The sequence below is a fragment of the Actinomadura fibrosa genome, assembly GCF_900659615.1.
In the GTDB taxonomy this organism is placed as follows: domain Bacteria; phylum Actinomycetota; class Actinomycetes; order Streptosporangiales; family Streptosporangiaceae; genus Spirillospora; species Spirillospora fibrosa.
In genome coordinates this window covers 1-983 of record NZ_CAACUY010000552.1, presented here as the reverse complement: position 1 = coordinate 983, position 983 = coordinate 1, and the positions used below count along the sequence as shown (strand labels likewise).

Sequence of the window (983 nt, the reverse complement as noted above, 5' to 3'; positions counted from 1 at the left end):
CCGCACTGGTTCAAGACGGCGGTGTTCTACGAGGTGTCGGTGCGGGGATTCGCCGACTCCAACGGGGACGGCTACGGCGACCTGCGCGGCCTGATCTCCAAACTCGACCACCTGCAATGGCTGGGCGTGGACTGCCTGTGGCTGCTGCCGATCTACCAGTCACCCCTGCGCGACGGCGGCTACGACATCGCCGACTACACCAAGATCCTGCCCGAGTTCGGCGAACTGGGCGACTTCGTCGAACTCATCGAACAAGCCCACGCCCGCGGCATCAGAGTCATCGCCGACCTGGTCATGAACCACACCAGCGACGCCCACCCCTGGTTCCAGGCCTCCCGCACCGACCCCGACGGACCCTTCGGCGACTTCTACATGTGGTCCGACGACGACACCAAATACCCCGACGCCCGCATCATCTTCATCGACACCGAATCCTCCAACTGGACCTACGACCCCGTCCGCGGCCAGTACTACTGGCACCGCTTCTTCTCCCACCAACCCGACCTCAACTACGACAACCCCGCCGTCCAAGACGCCATGCTGGAGGTCCTGCGCTTCTGGCTGGACCTGGGCATCGACGGCTTCCGCCTGGACGCCGTCCCCTACCTGTACGCCCGCGAAGGCACCAACTGCGAAAACCTCCCCGAAACCCACGCCTACCTCAAACGCGTCCGCGCCGAGGTCGACCGCCTCTACCCCGACCGCGTCCTGCTCGCCGAAGCCAACCAATGGCCCGCCGACGTGGTCGAGTACTTCGGCGACCCCGGCGCCGGCGGCGACGAATGCCACATGGCCTTCCACTTCCCCGTCATGCCCCGCATCTTCATGGCCGTCCGCCGCGAGCAGCGCTACCCCATCTCCGAGATCATGGCGCAGACCCCCAAGATCCCCGAGTCCTGCCAATGGGGCATCTTCCTGCGCAACCACGACGAACTCACCCTGGAGATGGTCACCGACGAAGAACGCGACTACATGTACACCGA

Annotated in this window: 1 protein-coding gene; it reads left to right on the top strand. The window is 65.0% G+C overall.

The features are described 5' to 3' along the window. A partial coding sequence (locus E1300_RS49595; protein WP_242619922.1) for an alpha-amylase family glycosyl hydrolase occupies nucleotides 1-983 on the top strand: 983 nt, incomplete at both ends.